The organism is Massilia genomosp. 1, assembly GCF_011682185.1.
Lineage (GTDB): Bacteria > Pseudomonadota > Gammaproteobacteria > Burkholderiales > Burkholderiaceae_D > Telluria_A > Telluria_A rubra.
In genome coordinates this window covers 85,347-101,589 of record NZ_WHJF01000006.1, presented here as the reverse complement: position 1 = coordinate 101,589, position 16,243 = coordinate 85,347, and the positions used below count along the sequence as shown (strand labels likewise).

At 67.2% G+C, this 16,243-nt stretch carries 12 protein-coding genes; 8 read left to right on the top strand and 4 right to left on the bottom strand.

What is annotated here, in order from left to right; translation table 11 throughout:
- Positions 1-171: 171 nt before the first annotated feature.
- Positions 172-2,955, top strand: a complete 2,784-nt coding sequence (gene prsT, locus F1735_RS03885) for an XrtA/PEP-CTERM system TPR-repeat protein PrsT (protein WP_167235698.1) — start codon at positions 172-174, stop codon at positions 2,953-2,955.
- 56 nt (positions 2,956-3,011) lie between these two features.
- Here prsT and F1735_RS03880 read toward each other — a convergent pair whose 3' ends face one another.
- Complete coding sequence (locus F1735_RS03880) at positions 3,012-4,682, bottom strand: FAD-binding oxidoreductase (RefSeq protein ID WP_167235697.1); 1,671 nt, start codon at positions 4,680-4,682, stop codon at positions 3,012-3,014.
- A 12-nt stretch (positions 4,683-4,694) separates the two neighbouring features.
- The gene (locus F1735_RS03875) at positions 4,695-5,435 is read right to left on the bottom strand and encodes an N-acyl amino acid synthase FeeM domain-containing protein (RefSeq protein WP_167235696.1); all 741 of its coding nucleotides are present in this window, start codon (positions 5,433-5,435) and stop codon (positions 4,695-4,697) included.
- Positions 5,436-5,739: 304 nt separating this feature from the next.
- Here F1735_RS03875 and F1735_RS03870 point away from each other — a divergent pair, with 304 nt between their 5' ends.
- The 4 genes from F1735_RS03870 to F1735_RS03855 all read left to right on the top strand — a co-directional run bounded on the left by F1735_RS03870 (position 5,740) and on the right by F1735_RS03855 (position 10,713).
- The gene (locus F1735_RS03870; RefSeq protein WP_167235695.1) at positions 5,740-6,660 is read left to right on the top strand and encodes an EDSAP-1 family PEP-CTERM protein; all 921 of its coding nucleotides are present in this window, start codon (positions 5,740-5,742) and stop codon (positions 6,658-6,660) included.
- A 354-nt stretch (positions 6,661-7,014) separates the two neighbouring features.
- The gene (locus tag F1735_RS03865) at positions 7,015-8,544 is read left to right on the top strand and encodes an XrtA system polysaccharide chain length determinant (RefSeq protein ID WP_167235694.1); all 1,530 of its coding nucleotides are present in this window, start codon (positions 7,015-7,017) and stop codon (positions 8,542-8,544) included.
- 17 nt (positions 8,545-8,561) lie between these two features.
- Complete coding sequence (locus F1735_RS03860) at positions 8,562-9,356, top strand: XrtA-associated tyrosine autokinase (protein ID WP_373888466.1); 795 nt, start codon at positions 8,562-8,564, stop codon at positions 9,354-9,356.
- Positions 9,357-9,528: 172 nt separating this feature from the next.
- A complete protein-coding gene (locus F1735_RS03855; protein WP_167235693.1) occupies positions 9,529-10,713 on the top strand; it encodes a TIGR03088 family PEP-CTERM/XrtA system glycosyltransferase in 1,185 nt (394 codons plus the stop codon).
- Here the strand turns inward: F1735_RS03855 and F1735_RS03850 are convergent.
- Complete coding sequence (locus F1735_RS03850; RefSeq protein ID WP_229505618.1) at positions 10,710-11,780, bottom strand: glycosyltransferase; 1,071 nt, start codon at positions 11,778-11,780, stop codon at positions 10,710-10,712. The genes F1735_RS03855 and F1735_RS03850 overlap by 4 nt on opposite strands.
- A 181-nt stretch (positions 11,781-11,961) precedes the next feature.
- On the opposite strand from F1735_RS03850, the gene F1735_RS03845 reads away from it, so the two are divergent.
- Positions 11,962-12,855 (top strand): polysaccharide deacetylase family protein, encoded by an 894-nt coding sequence (locus F1735_RS03845; protein ID WP_167235692.1) that lies wholly within the window; start codon positions 11,962-11,964, stop codon positions 12,853-12,855.
- Between the two features lie 24 nt (positions 12,856-12,879).
- On the opposite strand, the gene F1735_RS03840 is transcribed toward F1735_RS03845, so the two are convergent.
- The gene (locus F1735_RS03840; RefSeq protein WP_167235691.1) at positions 12,880-14,451 is read right to left on the bottom strand and encodes an acyl-CoA ligase (AMP-forming), exosortase A system-associated; all 1,572 of its coding nucleotides are present in this window, start codon (positions 14,449-14,451) and stop codon (positions 12,880-12,882) included.
- 257 nt (positions 14,452-14,708) lie between these two features.
- Here F1735_RS03840 and F1735_RS03835 point away from each other — a divergent pair, with 257 nt between their 5' ends.
- Together F1735_RS03835 and F1735_RS03830 are read left to right on the top strand one after the other, a co-directional pair.
- Positions 14,709-15,566 carry a hydrolase 2, exosortase A system-associated gene (locus F1735_RS03835; RefSeq protein WP_167235690.1) on the top strand — a complete coding sequence of 286 codons (858 nt, stop codon included), beginning with the start codon at positions 14,709-14,711 and terminating at the stop codon, positions 15,564-15,566.
- Positions 15,566-16,237 (top strand): hydrolase 1, exosortase A system-associated, encoded by a 672-nt coding sequence (locus F1735_RS03830; protein WP_167235689.1) that lies wholly within the window; start codon positions 15,566-15,568, stop codon positions 16,235-16,237. The genes F1735_RS03835 and F1735_RS03830 overlap by 1 nt, the downstream gene beginning before the upstream one ends.
- Positions 16,238-16,243: the final 6 nt, after the last annotated feature.

Sequence of the window (16,243 nt, the reverse complement as noted above, 5' to 3'; positions counted from 1 at the left end):
CCTCAGGAAATTCTACGGAGCAGCGCTTGTTAAATTTTGATTTAAAGCAACTTCATGCAGATCAGGCCGTCATTTGCGCAAATGGAAAATATTGATGCAACGCAATGACTTGCCGCGTCGACTCCCTACCCTAGGCAGGATGCCAGCACCCTGGCGCGTCAGGAGAAGCCCATGTCCCCATCCATTTCCCGCTGGCCGCGTCCGCTGGCCGCCATCGCCATCGCCTGTGCCCTTCTGTTGGCAGCCGTGCTCGGCGGATGCAAGCCGAGCGACCCCGCGGCCTTGGTGGCCGAGGCCAGGCAACATCGCACCAAGGGCGATTTGCAGACGGCGGTGATCGTGCTGAAAAATGCGATCCAAAAAAATGGCGCCGACCGCCATGCCCGCCTTTTGCTCGGCGAGGTGTATCTGGAGCAAGGCGATGCGCCCTCGGCCGAGAAGGAATTGCGGCGCGCACGCGAACTGGGCGCAAGTACGCCCGGTCTGCAACTCTTGCTGGGCCGGGCCATGTTAATGCAGGGCCAGCATGAACGCCTGCTGGCCGAGATCGGCCCCACCGCCGCGCCGGCCGAGCCTCCCGCCCTGCTCGCCTTGCGTGCGAACGCCCTGCTCGGCAGCGGCGACAGCGCCCAGGCCGGCGCGCTGTTTGCGCAAGCGCTCAGCTTGCAACCGGACTTGCCCGACGCCCTGCTCGGCATGGCGCGCATCGCACTGGCAGGCAAGCAAGACGCCGAAGCAGCCACGCTGATCAAGCGCGCACTTGCCGCCCATCCGGACAACGTCGATTGCCTGCGTTTCCATGCTGATTTGCAGCGCGCAGCCGGCAAGCCGGACGAGGCCCTGGCCGCGCACCAGCGCATTCTCGCCTTGCAACCCTATAACGTCCAAGCGCTGCTGGATGTGGCAAACCTGCACCTCGACGCCGGCCATGCCGGTCCGGCGCGTCAATCGATCGCCGCCGCGCGCAAACTGGCCGGTGCGTCGCTGCCGGTGGTGTACGCCGAGGCCATGGCCGACTTCCGCGAGCACAAGCTGCAAGCCTCCCTGGCATCGCTGCAACAAGTGCTGCGCGTTGCGCCCGACTACTATCCCGCCATCTTGCTCGCCGGCGCGGTGCAATCGGGCCTGGGGGCGACCGGACAGGCCGAGGGACATTTGCTGAAATTTCTGACCGCCTTTCCGGGCGATGTGTACGCCACCAAACTGATGATTGACTTGCACGTGCGCGCGAATGCCCCCCAGGCAGCGCTCGACCTGCTCACGCCCTTGCTCGAGAAATACCCCACCGATGTCGAACTGCTGACCCTGGCCGGCGAAGCGAACTTGCGTGCGTACAAGTTCGGACCCGCCAGCGGCTTCTTCGAACAGGCCCTCGCGCTCGATCCGAAAGCCACCTCGCTGCACACCTCCTTGGCATTAAGTCGCCTGGGCAGCGGCGACACCGGGCGTGCAGCGGCCGAACTGGAGCGCGCTTCCGCGCTCGACGGTGGCGCGCCCCACACCGGCGTGCTGCTGGTGATGACCCATCTGCGGGCCAACAACACCGCCAAGGCGCTCGCAGCGGTCCTGGAAATGGAGCGGCGCGGCGACAACCCCCTGCTCCAGAACTTAAAGGGCGGCATTTACCTGGCGCAGCGCGACGCCGGCCTGGCACGCGCCAGTTTCGACAAAGCGCTGGCGCTCGAGCCGCTGTACCTGCCCGCGCTGACCAACCTGGCCCAGCTCGATCTGATCGACGGCAAGCCGGCCGACGCCCGCAAGCGCTACCAAGCGGCGCTGCAAAAGGCGCCGCGCAACGGCGCCCTGCTCGAAGCGCTGGCCGGCCTCGCGCAACGTGAAGGAAAGCCCGGCGACGCCGTCGCGTGGCTGGAACGCGCGCGCGATATCGAACCCGAGGCCCTGCCGCTGGCGCTGCGCCTTGCCGACATGTACGCCCGCGCCGGCAGCAAGGACAAAGCGCTGCGGCTTGCGCGCACGCTCCAGAGCGCCAATCCCGCCAACCCGCAAGCTGCCGAGACGCTCGCCCGGATATACGTGCTCAACAACGACCTGAATGCCGCCATCGAAGCCTACGGGCGCCTGGCGGCCCTGGTCCCGACCTCACCCGCGCCCCTGTTACGGATGGCTAACTTGCACGTGGAGAAACAAGACGACAATGCCGCGCTCGCGCTGCTGCGCCAGTCGCTCGCCATCGAACCGACCTCGTTCGAAGCGCAGATCAGCATGATCAATCTCTTGCTCAGGCAACGAAAATTTGCCGACGCGCGCGCCGTTGCGCTCGACGCGCAGCAACGCAAACCGGATTCCGCAAACGGACACAAGCTCGAAGGCGACGTGCATGCCGCCCAGGGACAGTACGCGGCCGCGCTCGCCGCATGGGAACGCGCCTTCGCCCGCAAGGCCGACGGCGCCTTGCTGATCCAGATGCACGGCGCCCTGAACAAGCTCGGCCGCGCGGCGGACGCCGATGCGCGCATGGTCCAGTGGTTCAAGGAGCATCCGGCCGACGTGCCGGCGCGCCTTTACTATGCCAGCAGCAAGCTGGTCGCGAACGATCACAAGGGCGCCATCGGACAACTGGAAGCCATCCTCAAGGCCGATCCGGACAACATCATCGCGCTCAACGACATCGCCTGGGCCTGCCAGCAGAGCGGCGATGCGCGCGCCCAAGCGTTCGCCGAGCGCGCGCATGCGCTGGCGCCCGGCAATCCGGCCGTGCTCGATACGCTCGGCTGGATCGACGTCGAGCGTGGCAACCTGGCGCGCGCCGTACCCTTGCTGCGCAAAGCCAGTGCCTTGGCGCCGGCGGCTGGCAATATCCACTTCCACCTGGGCACGGCGCTGGCGCGTTCGGGCGACAAGCGGGCCGCGCGCCGCGAGCTCGAACGCTTGCTCGCGCAGCCGCAACGCTCCGCCCATCATGACGAGGCCGCCGCCCTGCTGCGCACCTTGTAGGCTGCCGCCCTGCTGCGCACCTTGCAGGCCGGCGCCCTGGGTCAGCGCGACCGGCCTTACGTCCGCCCCGGCTGATAACGTCCGGGCGCGATGATCCCGGCCGGGTCGAGTGCTTTCTTGATCCGCGCCACTGTCTCCCAATACACATCGCCATGCGGATCGAGCTGCCCCATCGACTGATTGCCGACCCGATAAGGAATATAGCCAGCGTTCATCACGCTGTCGAAGACCGCCTGATAGCACTTTTTCGCACGTATCACTTCATCCGCATCCTCCTTGTCGTAGGCAATTGTCAGCACCGCACCGAGCGCGCGTTCGTTGATCATGCTAAACGTCACAAACAAATCGAAACCGTGCGCGGCGAACAACGGTTCGACCAGCGCATGCAACTCCAGCACGTCGGCGCCGCGCATCGGCAGCACCGGCGAGATCCACAACATGCCGCAGTTGTCCTGCGCCGGATCGGCCCGCAGCGGAAAGCCGGCCGGCAACGCTGCGCGCCGTCGCCAGTAGGCGCCCGCGAGAAAGCGTCCGTTCGGTTTGCCCCGGTTCATCGCGAGCAGCGCTTCGCCCAGCCCAAGCTGCGCGCGCAGGCGCTGTCCGGCGCGCGACGAACCGAGCACACGGGCCAACACGCCTCCCCAGCGTAGCTTGCGCTCGCTCAAGAACGCGGTCTGCGCGCGCGTGCCGCGCAAGGCCTTCTTGACCTCCGCGCGCGCCGCCGCCACCTGCGCGACGCTGCCATACAGCGCGCCCGATACGGTCCAGGCGCCAATCGCCGCCGCCTCGCGCATGACGCCACGTACCGCCGGCGGCAGGCAGGACTGGCCGGGCGCCAGCGAACGCGGAAACACCCGCCCGCCGGAAATCACGCGCAAGTCATTGCCAATATGGACAATGCTGCGCAAGGTACCGTTCATGCGCAACGGCCGCAGCGCATCGACCACCGCCGCGATGTCTGCATGATCAGACACCGTACACAGAAAATGGTTCACGCATGCGGCGGCGGGCACCAGCCAGATGCCGATCCGCGTGACGATGCCGAAGTTCGACTGGGTGAACATGCCATCGATGAACGGCCCCACGCCGTAGGGAAACAGGTGGGTCGCGCGGGCGTGCGGATAGTGGCCGAAGCCGGTGTCGAGCACGTCGCCGCTGGCCAGCACGACGCGCATGCCGGAAACATGCTGCAGCCGGTTGCCGTACGGCGAGTGACCGAAACCTCGTTCCAGGATGTTGCCCATGAAGCTGGTATCGGGACCGGCGCCGGTGCAATCGATCCACCAGTCCAGTTTTTCGGCCAGTAAATAATCCGACAACTGCTGCTGGGTCACGCCCGGCTCGATCACGGCGTAGCCCAGCTCGGCGTCGACGGTGACGATCCGGTTCATCCGGCCCAGGTCGACGATCAGTTGCGCCTCGCCCACCGCGCAGGCGTCGCCATAGCCCCAGTTACGCCCGGTACTGAGCGGATACAGCGGCAAGCCCAGCTCGGCTCCCAGGCGCACCACGGCCACCACCTCGGCCTGGGTGGCGGGCGCCACCACCGCCAGCGGCGTGGTGGCGCGCGCGGCGGTGCTGCAACTGTAGCGCCTGAGCGCGTCGAGCTCGGCGCTCGCATGGTCCGCTCCGACGATCGCGCGCAGCGCCGCCAGCACCCGGTCCTGCCCGACCGTGGCCCCAATCAGCCCCGTTTGTCGGAATTTCTGTTCATCGAAAATGTGCATCGCGCCCCCGTCTCAGTGATGCCCGCCGTTCAGGCGCGCGGTGATGCCCGGCTCGTCCCACACCGGAAAAAAGTAGGGGTAGAAAGAGCGCTCGTCGCCATGCTGCTCCATCAGCCCGCCCCATTTGCGGATCTGCGCGCCCATGTCTTCCAGCGGCAGGCGCAGCAGAACGGCCGGGGCACCGACCCGGCTGCACGGGCGCTCGTCGCCGAAGTCGCTGAAACCGAGCATGCGCTTATAGAACATCACGTGGCGGGGATTGACTTCGATCACGTAATCACTGAATCCGTGCAGCTTGTGCGAATACAAATACGAGATATGGATCAGCGCGGCGAACACGCGCTTGGTGACGCCCTTGTCGATCGCCAGGCGCGACGGCTCGCACAAGCGCCGGTCCTGGCTGCGCAGCGCGTCGAGCTTGTCGCGAAAATTGTCATCGGCCGGCAGCCCGAATGCGCTGTCGAGGCACAGGCTCATGGTGCCGACCAGTACCCCGCCGGTCTCGGCATACAGGGTCACCTTGTTCGGATCGTGCTGCAGGCTGGGCTCGAAGGCATAGCCACGCCAGCCGTACATCTTGCGGATCAGCAGGCTGGCAGCCTCGCGCCGTCCGGCCGAATTGGCCAGGCGGATATGGAAAACCTGTAGCTGCTGCCCGGTATCGGGCGCCGCCGACGGCGCCTCGCTCGGTTCCGGCACGCGTAAGCCCGCCGGCATCTCGAAGGTTGCAATCGGTAGATCGTCTTGAAACATGGCTATCTTCCTTCCACGTGATCGCACGGTCCGCCTGCCGGTCCGCGCGCAAAGTTGTGTAGGTCAGACAGGGCCATCAGTAAGGAAGTTCACGCTGTGCGCCGAGACATTGTTCTGCAACAAACATGGACAGTCGAGAAATTTTGCATCCTGCCGGGAAACAAGAATAACTGCGCAGCCGTATTTCACAAGCCATTGATAACAAAAGAAAAAGTGAGCTGGCACGCTTGCTGCATAGATGGTTGGCACGGCGGCGCCGCAAGCTGTCGACGCTTCCCCACCTGATCCCACCGGAGAGTCAATTATGAAACTAGTCCCGACATCCCTGATGAAACATGCGGCGATTGCCGGTCTCTGCCTGGCCGCAATGAACGGCGCGCGCGCCGATGCATTCGCCCAGTCCGTCCTCCTGATCGACAATTTCCGCCTGCTTCATTCCAGCGGTGACGCCTTTAAATCGACGGATTTCACCACGTTCTTCGACAACGTCAGTGTCACCTCCACCGCTTCTCTCAACGGCGTGAGCTCCACCGCGACGATCGACGGCAGCACGCCCGACCTGGCGCACCAGTTCGTCGGCCTGCCCACGTCGCCGCGCGCCGAAAACGACTTTGCCCACTATTCCGCACTGCCAAGCGTGCCCGGCACCTTCGGCTATGCCGACCAGAACATGACCGGCAACGCCGTGACCATCGGTTCGCGCGCGGCCGGGGCACGCGTCGAGACGCGCGGTGAGGCTTCCCTGGGCAGCGACGGCCACGCCGGCGGCAGGTCCGACGTCGGTACCCAGACCTTATTCCAATTCACTCTCGGCACGAGCGACAGCATGTCCATCTCCTTCGACGCCAAGCCGATGACGCAGGCCTATGCCAGCATCGGCAGCGGGAGTGAGACCAACGCCATCGCCCGCCTGGATTGGAGCATCAATATCAAGAATGCGACAACCGGCGAAATGATGCTCAACTACACACCGGGCCAACTCAACGGCGATGGCTCGACCAGCCGCAATGGCCACGCCTTTGGCACCTCGACCTACGACCCGGGCTGGCTGACATTTTCGGCCAGATCGCTCCAACTCAACGCCAATGAAATGTATCAGCTGACCATCAACCAGTCCACGTATGCCAACGCCATGCAGAAGACGGCGGTGCCGGAACCGGGCAGCCTGGCGCTTTTCGGCCTCGGCCTGCTGGGGATGTCGCTGATGACGCGGCGCCGCAAATAGGCCGGCCATGCAGACAAGAAGAACAAGGCGGCCACGCTGTTGGCGGCCATTCCAGGGCTCGCAGCCGGTGCTGCGCGGTCGGCGCCGGCTGGGGATGCGGGCGTCGGACCGCCCCGCCGGGCCCTGATGCACGGCTCGCTGTCAGCCGGCATTTTTCCGGTCAGGAGCGCGCCTGACCGGGCAATTTTTTTGGCAGGGGCAGGCCGCGGACGCATGCTCTTTTTACGCTTGACGCGAATCAACGCGCCCGTGATCAGCGGAAACTTACAGTTTCCACGGACATATAATCGAACGAGTAGTGAAGCTGGCAGTGTCGCTTCCCATCGCCGCCCGACTTACGGAGACCCACACGATATGGAGGACTTCATCAGCCAGTTGCTGCTGCATGTGCGAGGCATCTGGAAATATCGCTGGCTCGCCCTCGGCACCATGTGGGTCGTGGCATCGCTGGGCTGGGTGGTGGTGCTGCGCCTGCCGAACGACTACCAGAGTTCGGCCCGCGTGTTTGTCGATACCCAGAGCATCCTCAAGCCGCTCATGGCCAGCATGACCAGCATGCCGAACGTGCAGCAACAAGTATCGATCATGAGCCGCACCCTGCTCAGCCGGCCGAACCTGGAGCGCGTGTTGCGCATGGTCGACCTCGATGTGGATGCCACCACGCCGCGCCAGCGCGAGCACCAGATCGACGAACTGGCCACGCGGCTGAAAATTTCCGGCACCACCACCAACGATATCTATTCGATCACCTACGGCGGCGACAATCCCAAGCAGGTGCATGACGTGGTGCAAGCCTTGCTGACCATCTTTTTGGAAGGCAGCTTCAAGGGCAAGAAAGCCGATTCCCAGTACGCCATCCGCTTCATCGACGAGCAGATCAAAAGCTACGAGCAACGCCTGGTGGCGGCCGAAAACACGGTCAAGGAATTCAAGCTGCGCAACAGCGCGCTGTTGCCGCGCCAGGGCGTCGATTACAGCGCCCAACTGGCCATCGCCAGCGACGCCCTCAGCACCGCGCGCATCGACCTGCTCGAAGCCGAACAGGCGCGCATTGCGATCCAGGCGCGCATCAACGGCGACCCGCTGCCGGCCGGAGCCGATCCGCGTCCGCGCGCCATCGTCAATCCCGACATCGACGCCCGCATCGCCGCCATCAACAAGAACCTCGACACCCTGCGCCTGCAATACACCGACCTGCACCCGGACGTGGTCAGCGCGCGCCGCCTGCTGGCCCAGCTCGAAGCGCGCAAGATCGAGGAAAGCAAGCTGGCCCAGCGCGATGGCGACCCCGGCCGTTTTTACAGTCCCATGCTGCAGCAGCTCAAGGTGGCCCTGACCGAGGCCGACGCCAAGGTGGCGGCGATGCGGGTGCGGGTACATGAATACAGCGTGCGCCACGAGCGCCTGCGCGAACAGAGCAATGCCGTGCCGGAAGTCGAATCGCAACTGGCCCAGCTCAACCGCGACTATGAAATCAACAAGGACAACTACGAAAAGCTGATCGCGCGGCGCGAGTCGGCCAGGCTCTCGGGCGACCTGAGTTCCTCGACCGAGATGATGACGTTCCGCATCATCGATCCGCCCACCATGCCGCTCTCGCCGGTCGGCCCCAACCGGCGCCTGTTCCACACCGGCGTGCTCTTGATCGCCCTGTGCGCCGGGCTGGGCGCGGCGCTGCTGATCAGCCAGGTCCGTCCGACATTCGTCAGCCCCAGCGCGCTGCGCGAGATCACCGGACTGAACGTGCTCGGTACGGTATCGATGACCTGGAACGATGCCGAACGCACCAAGCTGCGCCGCGGGCAATACCTGCTCGGCGCGGCCTTCACCGCCTTGCTCGGCCTGTACGGCACGATCATGGCATCCGGATTTCTCACGGGCTAAGCCCCAGGGAGTACAACGTGGACAGTTCCCTCACTCCGGCCGCTGCGCCGCACGGCCCCGACGCGCCCGCCGGCGCCCACAACGCCGAGCAGTTGCGCGAAGTCGACATCAACCTGGCGCGCCTGCAGCAGATGGGCATGGTGACCCACGACGGCGGGCGCACCAGCGTGGCTGAAGATTTTCGCATCATCAAGCGCCCGCTGCTGCGCAATGCGCGCGCGGCGGTGTCCGGCGGGGTCCGGCACGGCAACCTGATCGTCGTCACCAGCGCCCTGCCCGGCGAAGGCAAGACCTACTGTGCGATCAACCTGGCGATGAGCATCGCCATGGAAAAAGACCACACCGTGCTGCTGGTCGACGCCGACGTCGCCCGTCCCTCGGTGCTGCGCACGCTCGGCCTGGCGCCGGGGCTGGGGCTGATGGATATCTTGCTCAATGGCGACCTGAGCCTGTCGGATGTGATCCTCAAGACCAATATCCCGACCCTGAGCCTGTTGCCGGCGGGGCGCAACAACAAGCACGCCACCGAACTGCTGGCCAGCCACGCGATGAGCAAGCTGCTCTCGGAAATTGCCAACCGCTACCCGGACCGGATCGTGATTTTCGACTCGCCGCCCTTGCTGCTGACCACCGAAGCGGCGGTGCTGGCGGCGCAGATGGGCCAGGTGGTGATGGTGGTCGAGTCCGAGACGACGACCCAGCGCGAAGTCAAGGAAGCGCTGCTGCGGCTCGACAACTGCGCCCACGTCGACCTGATCTGCAACAAGGCGCGCGCCTTCAACGGCGGCGATTACCACGGCTACTACGACTAGCCGATGCCAAACAAAAGCTGGTGTCAGGTCTGACATTCGGACACGGGCTCGGCAGCATTGCAGTTGAGCTCGTGTCCGAATGTCAGACCTGACACCGATGTGTAGTTGAGGGCGGCGCTATCCGCGCCACCCTGTTTGTTCCCGTTCGCCCGATGAACCTTTGGAGTCGACCATGACTACTTCCCTTGAACCGCCGCGCCTCGTGGTGCATCTGATCCACCAGCTCGACATCGGCGGCCTCGAAAACGGACTGATCAACCTGATCAAGCACATGCCGCCCGAACGCTATCGTCACGCCATCGTCTGCCTCAAGGATTATTCGGAGTACCACGCGCACATCAGGCAGCGCGGCGTCGAGATCATCAGCCTGAACAAGCGCGAAGGCAAGGATTGGGGCCATTACCTGCGCCTGTTCCGCGCCCTGCGCGCGCTGCAGCCGGACTTGATCCACACGCGCAACCTGTGCGGCATCGAAGGCCAGCTGGTGGCCGCCCTGGCGGGCGTCAAGCTGCGCGTGCATGGCGAACATGGCCGCGATATGAGCGACCTGTACGGCAAGCGCCTGAAATACAAACTGCTGCGCCGCCTGCTGCGTCCGCTGATCGGCCACTTCATCGCCGTCAGCGCCGACCTCGAGCATTGGCTGATCGACAGCGTCGGCGCCGAACCCGAAAAAGTGTCGCAGATTTCCAACGGGGTCGACAGCATCCAGTTCCACCCGCGCCTGGGCCCGCCGGCGGCGATCGGTCCGGCCGGCTTCATGCAGGATAACGCCTTCGTCATCGGCAGCGTCGGGCGCATGGAGGAAATCAAGGATTACGCCACCCTGGTCGAAGCCTTCCTGCGCCTGATCGCCTCGCCCCATCCGGCCCACCAGCGCATGCGCCTCTTGATCGTGGGCGACGGCCCGCAACGCGCCGCCTGTCTCGACACCCTCACGCGCGCCGGCGCCGCCCACCGCGCCTGGCTGCCGGGCGAGCGCACCGACATCGCCCAGCTGCTGCGCGCCATGGACCTGTTCGTGCTGCCGTCGCTGGCCGAAGGCAGTTCCAACACCATCCTCGAAGCCATGGCGACCGGGCTGCCGGTGGTGGCCACCGCCGTCGGCGGCAATCCGGTGCTGGTGCATCCCGGTTTTACCGGGATCCTGGTGCCGCCCCGTGCGCCCGACCTGATGGCCGCCGCCATCGCCGATTACTGCCGTATCCCGGACATGGCGGCGCGCCACGGCATGCGCGCGCGCGGCCAGGTCATCGCCCGGCACAGCCTGCCCGAAATGGCGCGCGGCTATCTGCGCGTGTACGATGCGCTGGCGCACCCGGATGGCGGTTGCCCTGGGCCGGCCGCGCATTCCTAGGACGCCAGTGCGCCCTGGCGCGCCTCGTACAGTTGCGTGTAACAGGCCGCCAGTTGCCGCGCCACCCGCTCCCAGCTGTCGCCGCGCACCAGCGCGCGCACCTGTTCGCGCGGCGGCGGCGACACCAGCAGGCGCAGCACCGCGCGCTGCTGGGCGTCGCTATCGTTCCAGCCCACCCGCGCCAGCGCGAACCCGGCCCCGGCCAGGCTCAAGGGCGAGTCGCGCGCGATCAGCATCGGGCAGCCTGCCGCCAGCGCCTCGCGCAGCGCCAGCGCCGTTCCCTGGCCGTCGCCCGGCGCGATGCACAGCGCCGCCGCCGCGTAGGTACTGGCCAGCATCGCTTCATCCTGGCGCAGCGCGCCCAGGCAAGTCAGGCCGCGCACCGTGCGCAGCGCACGCAGGTAATCCTGGTCGCGTTCGCCGGCCTCGCCCACCAGCACCAGCGGCAGCGACAGGGCCGCCATGGCCTGCGCCATCGCCAGCTGGTTCTGGTAGGGTGAGATCGGGCCGGCCATCAGCGCAAACGGCCCGAGCATGCCGGTGCGTTTGCGAAACAGCTCGCCATCGGCCGCCAGCAAGGCCGGGTTGACCCCGTTCGGCAGCACCCGCACCCGCTCGCTGTCGATCAGGAAACCGGCGCCGATGGCGTGCTGCTCGGCGTCGCCGAGCGCCACGATCAGGCTGGCCTGCTGCAGGGCGCGCCGGGTCTGCGCGTAGCCGGACTGCACATTCCACGAGGTCAGGTTGCCCAGCCGATGGTCGGCGGCGCGCGCGCTGGTGCCGCTGGCGCGGTTCCAGCCCGGCGCGATCAGCGGGGTCAGCACCACCGGCACGCCTTGCTCGACGGCCGCATCCACCAGGCGCTGATTGCCGTGGGTGGCCGAGAACACGTGGATCAGGTCGAACTCCTCAAGCCGGCTGGCGTAGGGATTGACCAGCTCCACCGCGATCCCGGACCCCTCCTGCGCGCCCAGCCGCACCAGCGCGCGGATGGTTTCGCGGACCTGCTGCTGGACGCCGTCTTCGCGTTCGAACAACATGGGATAAGACAATATTCCGATACGCATGCACGCCTCCAGTGTCAACACGGGCCGGTCGCCGGGGACCAGCAAGGCGGGCGACATGAGAATACTCAACAAGTGGCCACCCGCGCTGATTTAGTATTGCCTCAACTTAAGAGTTTCAGTGTACCGACGGGCACAGGCGCATCATTGAGGCAAGTCAAGTAGTTTCACCAAAGAAAATCCCATGCGCGTTCCGCTTTCGATTCTCATTTACCAGCGCGTGCTGGCCACGCCGGACCCCTTGTTTCCCGAGTGCCTGCACGCGCGCCGCTTCGAGCAGCAGCTGCGCCTGTTGCGCCGCTGGTTCCGCCTGATGCCGCTTTCGCGCGCCGTCACCCACCTGGCCGAAGGCACCTTGCCGGCGCGCGCCGCCTGCCTGACCTTCGACAACGGCTACGCCGAACACGCCTCGGTCGCCCTGCCCCTGTTGCAGCGCTATGGCGTGCCGGCCACGTTTTTCGTCGCCGCCGGCTACCTCGACGGCGGCTGCACCTGGAGCGACATCGTGACCGAAGTGGTGCGCAACGCGCCGGGCGAGCGCCTCAATCTCGGGCGCAGCGGCTTTGCCAGTTACGACATCGGCTGCCCGCTGCGGCGGCGCGCCGTGATCGAGATGCTGCTGGCCGCGCTGCGCCTGCTGCCGCCGGCCGAGCGCCTGGCGCGCGTCCTGTCGATGGCGCGCCGCCCGACCCCGACCATGATGAGTTCCGACCAATTGCTGGCCCTGCACCGCGCCGGCATGGACATCGGCGCCCATTCCTTGCACCACACGGTGCTCTCGAGCCTCTCGAACGCCGCCGCGCGCGCCGAAATCGCCGAGGGCCAGCGCCGCATCGAAGAGCTGATCCGGGCGCGCGTGTCGCTGTTCGCCTACCCGAGCGGCAAGCCAGGCGAGGATTTCGAGCAGCGCCACGGCCTGATGCTGCGCGCCCAGGGCTTCCAGGCGGCCGTCGGCAGCGCGCGCGGCGCGGCCCGCAGCGGCAGCGACCTGTTCGCCCTGCCGCGTTTCACGCCCTGCGAGCAGGGCAGTGGCGGCTTTCTGCTGCGCATGGCCGGCAATCTGTTCACGCGCGCATGAAGCGCGCTCCGGCGGCGCCGGGAATCAGGCCGCACCGGCCATCTGCGCGGCCAGCAGGCGCCGGTCGAAGGCGCCGTCGGGATTGCGCGGCAAGGCCGCCGCCCGCACTTGCGCCAGCAGCGGCATCATGTAGAAAGGCAGTTTGGCGCGGCAGGCGGCCAGCAGCGCCGCCGGGTCCAGCAGGCATCCCGAGCGCGCCGTGACCGCCAGCGCGATCGACTGGCCCAGCACCGGATGGTCCAGCCCCAGCGCCGCCGCTTCCTCCACCATCCCGGTCGCATACAGGACCTCCTCGATCTCGCTCGGGCTGACCCGGTAGCCGCCAGTCTTGATGGTCTCGTCGTTGCGCCCGATAAAGTACAAGAACCCCTCCTCATCGGTGCGCACCGTGTCGCCCGACCACAGCGCCAGCTCGGCCAGCGGCAGCCCGTCGCGCGACGGCAGCGGGCGGAAGCGCTCGGCGGTGCGCGCCGGGTCGTTCCAATAGCCGAGCGCCACCAGCGGGCCGCGATGCACCAGCTCGCCCGGCTCGCCCGGCGCGCACGGCTGGCCGTCGGGCCGCAGCACCAGCACTTCGGCATTGGGAATGGCCTTGCCGATCGAGTCCGGGCGCAGCGCGAGTTGTTCCGGCCCCAGGCAGGTCGAGCGGAACGCCTCGGTCATCCCGAACATCTGGTACAGGCGCGCCTGCGGCAAGCCCCGGCCCAGCGCGTCCAGGGTGGCGCGCGGCAGCACCCCGCCCGAACTGGTCAGGTAACGCAAGCTGCACGGCGCGCTCCAGTGCAAGTCGGCCAGCTGGATCCACAGCGGCGGCAGCGCGGCCAGGCCGGTGATGCGTTCGCGCGCCACCAGCTCGGGTATATCGCGCGTCAACAGCGGGTTCATCAGCACGACGGCGGCGCCGGCCGCGAGCGCGCTGGTCAGCTGGCTCACGCCGTAGGCCAGGCTGAGCGGCAAGAGCGCCAGGATGCGGTCTTGCGCCGTGTGCCCGAGCTCGGTGGCCGCGCTGGCCGCGCCCGCCACCAGGTTGCGGTGCGACACCACCACGCCCTTGGGCGCGCCGCTCTCGCCCGAGGTGTACAGCAGCGCCGCGATGTCGGTTTCGATGCGCCGGTGCGCGGGGAGCTCGGGCGCGGCGGCGGCGCGCCGCATCCAGCCGTCCCAGCCGAGCACGCCCAGCCCGGGTAGCATGCCATCCTCGCGCCCGGTCTGCAGCACGCAGCGCAGCGCCGGGCACCGGCCCAGTTCCAGGTCGAGCGCCGCCAGCCGTCCCGGCGAGGTGAGCAGCACGCGGGCGCCGCAGTCGCGCAGCAGATGGCCGACCTGGGCCGGTTTCAGCAAGGGATTGACCGGCACGAACACCAGCCCGGCGGCGGCCGCGCCGAACAGGGCCAGCACCGTCTCCTCGCATTTGTCGAGAAACACGGCGACCCGCTCGCCGCGCGCCAGTCCCAGGCCCAGCAAGCCCTGCGCCGCCACCTCGACGCAGCGCGCCAGTTGGGCGTAGCCGAGGCTGTTGTCGAGATAGCGCAAGGCCAGCGCCTGCGGCGCGCGGCGCGCGGCCTCGGTGATCAGTTCGTGTACAAGCTGGGCCATATAGTTCCCTCATAAATTGTTTCCCAATGGAATCAATGATTGAGAAAAACGGCCACCCTGTCCTTGACGGGGGTCAAACAAGCGCATGGCACTCTTGAGCTTGTGCGCGCTCAAGAGGCGCGCAATTTGCGGGGTGTTTAATGAAACCGGTTCCGCGGACACGACAGGGGCGAGGGAACCGACCATTTCAACCGCAGCGCGCCCGCAATATTCGGTCCCGACCGGCTGCCGGGGACCGTACAGGAGATCAGAACACCATGAATGCGCCCCTGTTGCCGCTACCGCGCGTGTACCCGTTTTTTTTCGATGTCGATCCCGGCACGCGTTTGAGCCTGTATCACGCGCCCGCGCCCCAGGTACGCGCGCGCGGGGCGATCCTGTACGTACACCCCTTCGCGGACGAACTGAACAAGGCGCGCCGCATGGCCACCCTGCAAGCGCGCCGGTTCGCTGCGGCCGGCTACGCGGTGCTGCAGATCGACCTGTTCGGCTGCGGCGACAGTTGCGGCGACCTCAGCCTGGCGCGCTGGGACATCTGGAAACGCGACCTGGCCATCGCGGGGGCCTGGCTGAGCGAGCGCGCCGGCCGCGGCCCGATGCACCTGTGGGGCTTGCGCCTGGGCGCCCTGCTGGCCCTGGACGCGGCCTGCGGCATGGCGGTCGACGGCGTCATCCTGTGGCAGCCGTTCCTCAACGGGCGCACCTGCATCAACCAGTTCTTGCGCCAGGACCTGGCCGCGCGCATGCGCAGCGCCGACCCGGCCGATCCTTCCCTGCTGTGTACCACCGGCAAACTGCGCGCCGAGCTGGGCGCGCGCGGCATGCTCGAAGTGAGCGGCTACGAACTGAGCGCGCCGCTGGCGTGCGCCATCGACGCCTGCGACGCCGCCGCGCTGCCGCTGCCGCCCTGCCAGGTCCACTGGTTCGCCAGCGGCTCGCCGGCGCCGGCGCGCCTGGCCGCCAGCGCCGAGCGCATCGCGCGCCGCTGGAACGCGCGCGGGGCCACCCTGCACTTCCATGCGCTCGAGGGGCTGCCGTTCTGGGGCGCCAACGACATCGCCGAGTGCCCGGCCCTGCTGGCCGCCACCAGTGCCGTCTTTACGGGGGGCGACTAATGTTTGCCGAACAACGCGTAGTGCAGTTCACCTGCCAGGGCAGTTCCCTGATCGGCATCCTCGACCTGCCCGAACGGCCGCTCTCACGCGGTGTGCTGGTCGTCACCAGCGGCCCGCAATACCGGATCGGCCATCACCGCCATTTCACCTTGCTGGCGCGGGTGCTGGCCGGGCGCGGCATCCCGGTGCTGCGCTTCGACCACCGCGGCATGGGCGACAGCGAGGGCGAGGCGCGCACCCTCGACGCCGTGGGCGAGGACATGCATGCCGCCGCCCGCGCCTTCTTCGCCCAGGTGCCCGAGATGCGCGAACTGGTGCTGTGGGGCCTGGGCGAGGCCGCCATGGCCGCCCTGCGCTACGCGCAGGCCGAGCAGCGTGTCTCGGGCGTGGTGCTGCTCAATCCCCGGGTCGCGCCGCGCGAGGGCGAAGCCGACGCCGGGCCGGGCGCGCTGGCGCAGCGCGTGCTGGCCGGACTGGTTGGCTTCGACGGCGCGGCGCTGGTGATCCTCGGCGGCGCGGACCCGGCCGCGCAGCAGTTGCCGGCCCTGGCCGCGCGCCATGAGCTGCGCTGCAAGTGCGTCACCATCGCCGGCGCCGACCGCACCTTCGCCAGCCGTGCGTGGCGTGACGAAGTGGCGGAGGTCAGCGCGAACTGGATCGCGTCGTGGTGAGATCGA